The organism is Rhodobium orientis, assembly GCF_003258835.1.
GTDB classification, from domain to species: Bacteria; Pseudomonadota; Alphaproteobacteria; order Rhizobiales; family Rhodobiaceae; genus Rhodobium; species Rhodobium orientis.
On record NZ_NPEV01000094.1, the window covers coordinates 1 to 8,018 of the forward strand.

The window sequence follows — 8,018 nt, forward strand, 5'->3', positions numbered from 1 at the left end:
CGGAAGGTCTGCGAGCAGGTGCCGTGGTGGCGGTAAAAGGCCCCGACCGTGGCAAAGGCCGACGACCGGCCGGCCTTGACCTCCTCATATTCCCTGATCAGGAAACGCCACTTCTGAACATAGTTCCGTTCAATCGTCCGGTCATAGCTGTTGTCGCGCATGGGTCGCTCCTTTCCGCAATCCCATCAGCGAATATCTGAACTTGCACAGCAATGAGTTGATCTCGCACAGTGCTATAAGGGCAGCCCTGATCAAGAAGGTGCTTAAACCAGACGGCGGCGAGGTACTCCATCGTTTCGCGATGATGGAATTTCGCACGGCCCAGACTGGCAGGAGCAAAAACACCTTTGCGCAAAAGGCTGCTGATCTCGGCTTCACTGCGCTCGGGCAATAGGGCAATGGGGTCCAACCATTGTTCGTCGTTTCTTTGGGCGGGCTGATCGACAGCTATGTGGAGCGTTTTTCCGAGAACCATGGCCGCAGCGATACGCGCCGCACCCAGCCGAAGCTCCGCAATCGCAAGCGTGCTGTCTTCTCGACGGTTCTTGTTTCCCTCGGTCAGGCGTTTGTCAATCACGTAGCTAAGCATGTCCGTGCGACTGCCAAGCCGTTGTTCGTGATTCTGCCAGTATCCGATGAAATCCAATAAATCTTTAGGTCGATCAGCGAGAGGAAGAAGGCCGTTTTTTATAAGTTCTTGCCGAAAGTTAGCCGCATTTTCAATGCCATGGGCTTCAATGAATTTGTTGCGCTGTTGATCATCTAAGCTTTCAAGGACATATATGCTAAATCCGCTAGCTTTTGTTTTTGTGGTAGCGGTATCATCGATGTCGTCATCTTCCACACGACCGCCGTTTTGATCTCTCTGCACTAACGCGATAAGTGCGGCTTCCCCTTTTTCTGGCTCCGCTGGTGGGTGAGTTACTAGAGAAAGCTTGTCGTTGAGAAGGCGAATGTCATGGTTCGGGTCCCAATCGCTCCAGCGGCAACTAATGACAATGGTCGCTCGCTCCGCGTGCCCGTGAATGGCCTTCTGCAGGCTTCTGACGCAGCGCGGCAGGCTTTTATTGGTGAGCCTGGCTTCGTCGACAGAGTCAACGAAGAAGTGTCCGTGCCCATTGTTTTCACGCCAAGAACTAAAACGATCCGCATCATCTGGGTCGAGGGCATCCTCAAGGCTTCTATCATCCAAATCTTCTACTGGAACGAAGCAGGCGAAATCCCCTGCACTTGCTATGCGACGGGCTTGTTCCTTAAATTCTTCCGTCTTGCCATTGCCTGCTTCAGCAAGAACGACTGCCCGACGTGCCTTCAGAACTGTTTCCCAATCGGACTCAGTTGATGTGCCAAGCATGTGCCGTAGCTCACGAGTACTACGGTACTCGCTGGCATCTTCCTCGATTGGTCGAAAATTACGGGCAAGATCAACATAGTGGGTGCACTTGTCGTTGGTCACCGCTCCGTTCCCTCCCTGAGAATGGCAAGGTACGCGTCGTAGGCATAGACGCGCCGACGCTGTTTGCCGGTGATCTCCTGGACGATCCCGAGCTTTTGCAGGTGCTTCAGCGCGGAGTTGACGGTGGGCTCGCTGAGGGCGAGTTCACCCGATGCCTTGCCGGACGTCGTGAGGGCATGCTTCTGAAGGTACTGGTGAACGACGGCTGCCGAACTGGCGGCGCGGCCCAGCGATTGAATCTTCGCAGCGTCGGCCTCGAACAGCTCCAGGATTCGGTGGGCCGTCTGCACGGCCTGGTTCGCGACTTCCGCCACACCGTCCAGGAAAAATGCCAGCCACTGTTCCCATTCGCCATGGGTGCGAACCCGTTGTAGGAGATCGTAGTAGTGCTGCCGGTGCGTTTTGAAATAAAGGCTGAGATAGAGCGTCGGTTCTCTGAGCACGCCTTCGGTGCACAGCAGGAACGTGATCAGCAGCCGCCCGAGACGACCGTTGCCGTCGAGGAAGGGGTGGATGGTCTCGAACTGCACGTGGGCGTAAGCGGCCTTCACAATGGTCGGCAGGTTCTGCTCGTCATGGAGAAACAGCTCGAACTTGCTCAGGCACTCAAGCAACTGGTCCGGCGGTGGCGGTACGAACGTCGCACGCGACGGGCGGGCACCCCCGATCCAGTTCTGTGACCGGCGAAACTCACCCGGCTGGGCCGATGCGCCGCGCCCCTTTTTAAGGAGGACCCCGTGGATTTCCCGAATGAGGCGCAACGACAAGGGAAACCCGTCGCGCATGCGCCGCAAACCGTATTCCATCGCCGCGATATAGTTCGAGACCTCCTGGACGTCGTCCAGCGGCACCAGCGGAATTTCATCCGCTTCGAACAGGAGCAGGTCGGACAGCGAAGATTGAGTGCCTTCGATTTGCGATGACAGCAGCGCCTCTTTGCGCACATACATGAAGATGAACAGCGCGGGGGACGGCAAAATGGACGTGACCCCGTCGAGACGGCCGAGGGCGAGGTTGGCCTGTTCGATCTGGCCAGCGAAGGCAGCCAGGTCAACGGGCGGCGTCGGGGGCAGGGGATTGGGCACATAGGCCCTGACAACCTCGCCGCCCGTTGCCGTTTCCACCCATTTGCCGATCCGCTCGTTCACATGCCCAACCTTTAATTACGATTCACGTAAGTAAAGATTAGCACTATATCCTTTTCTTAAGAAGTGATTTGTTTCCTATTTGTCCTCATTTTCGGCATCAAACCGCCGATTATCGTTCCTGCCACATCCGCTCGGCAATCAAACGTTCTTCGTGTCCGGTGGCGTTGGCATAGATGGCGGTCGTGCTCATGGACGCGTGACCCATCCATTTCTGCAGCATGTTGAGCTGGACGCCGTAGCGAATGGCATGGACGCCGAACCCGTGGCGCAGCCCTTTGGCGGTCGCCTGGGGGCCGCTGATGGCCGCCCGTTCCATCACCGTCTTTACGATCCGCCACGCGGTCGCTCGGTGATATGGCCACAGCGGCGCAGTCGCCGCAATCGGCCCCGCCCGCTGGGCGTGATGGACCCCATGCACGCGATCCAGTAGCGCCAACAGGACCGGCGGCACCGGCACTTCCCGGATAACGACCTTGTCCCGCTTTTTCAGACAACGGATGGCAATGACACCTGGCCCGAGCTGAATCGCGGCTGGCGTAAGCGCCAACGCTTCGGACAGGCGACAGCCGGTATAGGCGAGGGTCAGGCACAGGGTCTGGACCGGACCGCCTGCGGCATCCGCCACTGCAAGGAAGCGAGCCCGCTCATCGGCATTGATGTACAGCCGCTCCCCCGTGGCGGCGTAGATACGCATTTCGGAACTGGTCGTCGGCATCAGCGGGGCGGCATCTTCAATTCAATAAACTTGTCGCGTCGCGGCCCCGGGCAGGGGGCGGGCGCAACGAAATTATCAATAGTGTTATGTACTTGGAAAAACTACAAATTCCCGCTTGTAAAACGCCATCAAATACGCTACGGACTATTGTGAAGCCGCGCATCCTGTTGATGCAAAGGCCCGAATCCCGCCCTGCAACCGAATTGATAATTCTGTTGCAGAACCCATACGTCGTTCTCAGGGTTTGCAATGAACATTGCGGAGACTTTACCGAGGATAGAGCCTCGGCATGACTTCAGTAACCTTTCCGCCTGGATTATCGACAACGGCGCGGTCGGCGACGTCAAACAATGCCGGGGCATTGCCAACGCCCTCAACCTGACCGACGTCGAACTGATCCCGCTGCAGTTGCCGCACCCGCCGAAGCTGGTGCGGCGGATGTTTCCCGGCATCGGCTGCCGGGTTCCGCCGCCGCCGTATCCGGATATCGTGTTCAGTTCCGGGTCGGACGCCGCGTTCGCAACCCGCCTGATCAAACAGGCCAGCCCGGCCACCGTGGCAGTGCATCTGGCCAAGACCCACGTCCCGGCGGACGCGTTCGATGTGGTCGTGACCCCGCTCCATATGATTGAGGATCATGCGGGGTGCGCCAGCGGCAAGGTGCTGCCGATCTTCGGTGTGCCGAATAACATCACCCCGGAACTGCTGGCGCAGGAGCGTGCGGCCTGGGCGCCGGTGCTGGACCAACTGCCAAAACCGCGGCTGGCGGTGCTGGTAGGCGGGAGTGCGGGCGGGTTCAGGTTCCGGCCGCGTCAGGTGCAGGCTTTTTCCCACAATCTGATCGGGTTCGCTTCGCTCCGGCACTATTCGCTGATGGTGTCGACCTCCCGCCGGACCGGCGAGGCCCGGCACGAAGCGATCCTGAACAACCTCGAACTCGTCGGGATGCAGACCCATTGGTACGACGGCGCAGCCGACGTCCACGATGGGATCAGGTTGCCGTACGACGTTCTCAACCTCAGCGGCAATCCGCTCGTCGCGTTTCTGGCAACAGCCGATGCCATTGTGGTGACGGCGGACTCGCTGACGATGACCTCGGAAGCGTGCGCCACCGATAAGCCGGTCTACGTGTGGGGCCGGTACGAGGCCAACAAGCCCGAACGGTTCGGCGTCCACGTACGGTTTCAGGAAACGCTGCGCTTGCTCGGGCGGACCTCGTTCCTGGTGGATAACGACCCGGCGCCGCCGCCCAATCTCACGCCGCTCGATGAAACCGCCCGCGTTGCCGCCCATGTCGCGAAGCAGCTGCGGGCACGCGCGGCCGGGGCTGTGGCATGAGCGAGCGCCACCGGCCCCCACGACGACGTATTCCGCACCATGGATGGCCCGATCATTGCTCGGGTGAGGGCGGGGCAACTGCAGCGCGCTTGGCGATGTTCCATTCTTGATGTAGAACATATCAGGAACATGGACAGGCAGGGAGACGGCCATGACCCCACCGCGCGGCGGCTACATCGACTACCTCAAAAAGCCGGCCCAGCACAATTTCGACTACGAGCCGTTGATCAAGGCGCTGAGTGCGTGCCGTCAACAACTGGTCGTGTTGCAGAAGGCGTGCGGTGTACGCACCCCGCTCTATTGGGAGAGCGGGGCCGGGATCGACGTCATCGATGCCGTGGCGGCATTGCTGCCGCCGAGTACCGAAGCGCGGGAACGGGTTACACCGCCCGACGAACTGCAGCGCTTCCAGTCGTCCGCCTACTAGCGCCGCTCCGGCGGTGCTTCCGCAACGCCTGCGTTGTGACGGAGCGCTGCTCCGTTGTCGTGGGGCCGGGGAGTGGCCAACGTCCCCGTCCGCACAACGTGCGGATGGCCGAGGGTAGGGGAGCGGCCTAAAGCGTCCCCGATGGCCCAACGGGACTCGACGTGCCGGCGGGCCAGGCAGCGGCCGCGCCGCTGTCACTACCCGAAAAAACTTTCGGTAGTGACAGCGGCGCCAACCCCAAGCTCCCCAAGCATTTAGCTTACATTTCGGCATATGCCCCGTGCGTGCCAGCCGTACGCCACATACGTAGAATACAACTTTTACTTGCATTTTTCCGCAATTTGGGGTAGTATTTTGCCAGTCTGGGAGTTCGCCCGGCGTTTCATCTGCTGACCATTTCACCACGAAAGGAGACATCGCCATGCCAGCCCGTTTGCCTGGCTGCACCTGACGCAGCCCCATGCAGTGCGTATGACCTACGGCCCCAACGCCTGCTGCCGATCCCGGCACGATACCGAGTGAGCCCATGCGGCTCTTTTTTTGTGCCTAAACGGCACCAAACACGAAGGAGACCACATCCACGTATCCGGCCTTTACCGCGCCACCGCGCGGGCCGTCCTGTGCCAAGGCCAGCCGGCGGCCACCAACACTAACCACAACGAAAGACCGATCCCGTGAACGACCTCGCCCTGGCCCTGACCCGGTTGTGCCGCCACAACCGCGACGGCTCCCGGGCGACCCAGGCCAACCGCTTGCGGGGCCTGAAGGCCCTGGCTACCGATCTCCACCGCCTCGGCTACAAGCTTCCTCGCGCCGAGTCCCTCAAGCCCAAACACGTCACCGCGCTGGTCGCCGACTGGCAAAGTCGTGACCTGAACCCCGCCACGCTCAAGAACCGGCTCGGCTGGGTGCGCTGGTGGGCGGAGAAGGTCAACAAGGCCTCCGTGGTGCCGCGCGCCAATGCCGCCCTCGGCATTGATCCGCGCGGCGCGGCGGCGACGAACCGCGCCTGGCAGTTGGCCGACGATACCCGGCTCGCCGATCCCCACATGCAAACGGCGCTGGAACTGATGTCGGCGTTCGGCTTGCGCCTCGAAGAGGCTCTTAAAATCCGCCCGCACGACGCCGACCACGGCCAGGTGCTGCGCTTGCAAGGCTCGTGGACCAAAGGCGGACGTCCGCGCGATATTCCGATCCGAACCGCGCACCAGCGCGCGCTACTGGCCAAAGCGCAAACGCTCGTCGGCCAGAATTCCCTGATCCCGACTGACCGCAGCTACATCCGGCACCGCAAGGCATTCGAGTACCAAGCCCTCAAAGCCGGACTATCCAATGTCCACGGCCTGCGCCATGCCTACGCCCAAACCCGCTATGCCGAACTGACCGGCTGGGCCTGCCCCAAGCAGGGCGGCCCGCTCCCGAAAAATATGACGTCCGTTGAAAGGCGGCTCGACCGCCAGGCGCGGCTGATTGTAGCCGCGGAACTGGGCCATGGGCGCGTCAGCATCACAGCGACCTATCTGGGATAACGGCCATGGAGATGATCGATGCCTACCAGGCAGGCCTGCTCACCCAGGAAGGGCGGGAAGCCTATGCCCGCAGTCTGTTCGACCCGGCGAAAGTTATGCTCCGGATCAAACAGGCCGCTGCCATCGGCCGGAACGAAGTGCGGATTTTTCAGGAGGTGCCTGTCAGCCTGGCCGAGACCATCGCGGCCCGCAATCTGGTAGCCCAACTACAACACCGCGGCTTCACGGTCGCATGGGAAGACGCCGCCCACCGCGAAAAGGACGGCAAGCGCGAGACGGGACGATTTTTGCAGTTTCGGGAGTTGCTCATCGGTTGGAATAATGCCGACCTGTGCTGATCGGGCACCGGTGGAAAAACTGTGAAAAGAGCTCAAGAGACAAATTGATTTGTTGGAAAAATATACAGATTCATTTGTTGCAATGGCTGCAAAACCCAATTTATGGAGTGATTCTTAAATTGCCACAATCTTGTATTATATTGCGAGTGTGGGACTATTTCGTAGCCGGAAACACCCTTGATTCGATTGGTTGTGGCGGCATTGGCGGAATGAGTTGGACAAACCACGGAAAGGCACTAGTTGCCCTAAGTCGAACGGGGGTGACAAGAGGCCGGCATTCAGCAGCTTTGTTGACAACCTCGCCTGGATTGGCGCTAAATGTGCTTTATGTTTGGGGCGGCAGTGGTAAACGGTCGCTGAGGGCGGGGGGCCTGACGAGCATTCGTCAGCGGTGGAAGACACCGGAAATGGCCTTCGGAGCAGGCTGTGACAGAATGACTTTGAACACGGAGCATCGTTCCGTGCGGGTCATCCGCAATGGAACCTTTGCTGAAATTGGGTGCGCCGCGACAGAGGCGCCGTGCCGTTTCGGTTGCTCCCGACGCTCCATTCGTGATAGGATCAAATTCCTGAGTACGGGCCGCAACCGAGGTCGCGGCCCGACCGGGGCCATCTCGCTAACCGTTTCGTCGGCTTTTTCGGGCCGGAGGGTCTGTGCTAATTCGGCACCGCAACTGCAGGCGACGCTAGCGAAAACCTCAGTCTTTTCCGCCCCGCAGCAGTTCATCAATTTCCTTTTTGAGCCATCTTGCCACGTGGGTCACACTGGCAACGGTGAGCAGGAATTCGAATCCGCTAGCGGGACCGGCAACACCGAACGTGAGATCGACGAGGCCAATACTATCGCCGATCAGGTACTTAAGGGAGAGGGCGACCGACGTGAGCCGCGTGGCAGGCGTCAGAAAAACCTCTCTCGCCGTATCGGAGAAGCGTCTCATCTTTACACGGAAGTAAAGGTAGCGGCGCCATTTCCGGTACGACCGGGGTTTGGGTCGAAGATTACCCATCTTGGGTTCTCCTATCACAGGCCCGGGCGGCGCGACGAGGTACCAGCTCGTCGACTTCAC

Annotated in this window: 8 protein-coding genes; 4 read left to right on the forward strand and 4 right to left on the reverse strand. The window is 59.9% G+C overall.

Features of this window, described 5'->3' with window-relative positions:
- Positions 1-97: 97 nt before the first annotated feature.
- The 3 genes from CH339_RS24480 to CH339_RS23200 form a co-directional block, all read right to left on the reverse strand.
- Positions 98-1,456 carry an NACHT domain-containing protein gene (locus CH339_RS24480; protein WP_146610286.1) on the reverse strand — a complete coding sequence of 453 codons (1,359 nt, stop codon included), beginning with the start codon at positions 1,454-1,456 and terminating at the stop codon, positions 98-100.
- On the reverse strand, positions 1,453-2,604 hold the full coding sequence (locus CH339_RS23195) for a Fic family protein (protein WP_111436791.1): 1,152 nt from the start codon (positions 2,602-2,604) through the stop codon (positions 1,453-1,455). The genes CH339_RS24480 and CH339_RS23195 overlap by 4 nt, the downstream gene beginning before the upstream one ends.
- Positions 2,605-2,713: 109 nt before the next feature.
- Entirely contained in the window at positions 2,714-3,298 is a 585-nt protein-coding gene (locus CH339_RS23200; RefSeq protein ID WP_111436797.1) for a tyrosine-type recombinase/integrase, read from the reverse strand.
- 270 nt (positions 3,299-3,568) lie between these two features.
- Between CH339_RS23200 and CH339_RS23205 the strand changes: the two genes are divergently transcribed.
- The 4 genes from CH339_RS23205 to CH339_RS23220 all read left to right on the forward strand — a co-directional run bounded on the left by CH339_RS23205 (position 3,569) and on the right by CH339_RS23220 (position 6,951).
- Complete coding sequence (locus tag CH339_RS23205; RefSeq protein ID WP_111436792.1) at positions 3,569-4,657, forward strand: mitochondrial fission ELM1 family protein; 1,089 nt, start codon at positions 3,569-3,571, stop codon at positions 4,655-4,657.
- Positions 4,658-4,808: 151 nt separating this feature from the next.
- The gene (locus tag CH339_RS23210; RefSeq protein ID WP_111436793.1) at positions 4,809-5,084 is read left to right on the forward strand and encodes a hypothetical protein; all 276 of its coding nucleotides are present in this window, start codon (positions 4,809-4,811) and stop codon (positions 5,082-5,084) included.
- A gap of 674 nt (positions 5,085-5,758) precedes the next feature.
- Positions 5,759-6,613, forward strand: a complete 855-nt coding sequence (locus tag CH339_RS23215; protein WP_111436794.1) for a phage integrase N-terminal domain-containing protein — start codon at positions 5,759-5,761, stop codon at positions 6,611-6,613.
- Between the two features lie 5 nt (positions 6,614-6,618).
- Positions 6,619-6,951, forward strand: coding sequence for a hypothetical protein (locus CH339_RS23220; protein ID WP_111436795.1), 333 nt, complete (start codon positions 6,619-6,621; stop codon positions 6,949-6,951).
- Between the two features lie 698 nt (positions 6,952-7,649).
- On the opposite strand, the gene CH339_RS23225 is transcribed toward CH339_RS23220, so the two are convergent.
- The coding region (locus CH339_RS23225; protein WP_210207394.1) for a hypothetical protein at positions 7,650-8,018 on the reverse strand (369 nt) is incomplete at its 5' end.

Excerpts from the sequence above, each read along its gene's own strand:
- CH339_RS23200 (WP_111436797.1), bottom strand. The coding sequence starts at position 3,298 with ATGCGTATCTACGCCGCCACGGGGGAGCGGCTGTACATCAATGCCGAT.
- CH339_RS23205 (WP_111436792.1), top strand. The coding sequence starts at position 3,569 with ATGAACATTGCGGAGACTTTACCGAGGATAGAGCCTCGGCATGACTTC.
- CH339_RS23210 (WP_111436793.1), top strand. The coding sequence starts at position 4,809 with ATGACCCCACCGCGCGGCGGCTACATCGACTACCTCAAAAAGCCGGCC.
- CH339_RS23220 (WP_111436795.1), top strand. The coding sequence starts at position 6,619 with ATGGAGATGATCGATGCCTACCAGGCAGGCCTGCTCACCCAGGAAGGG.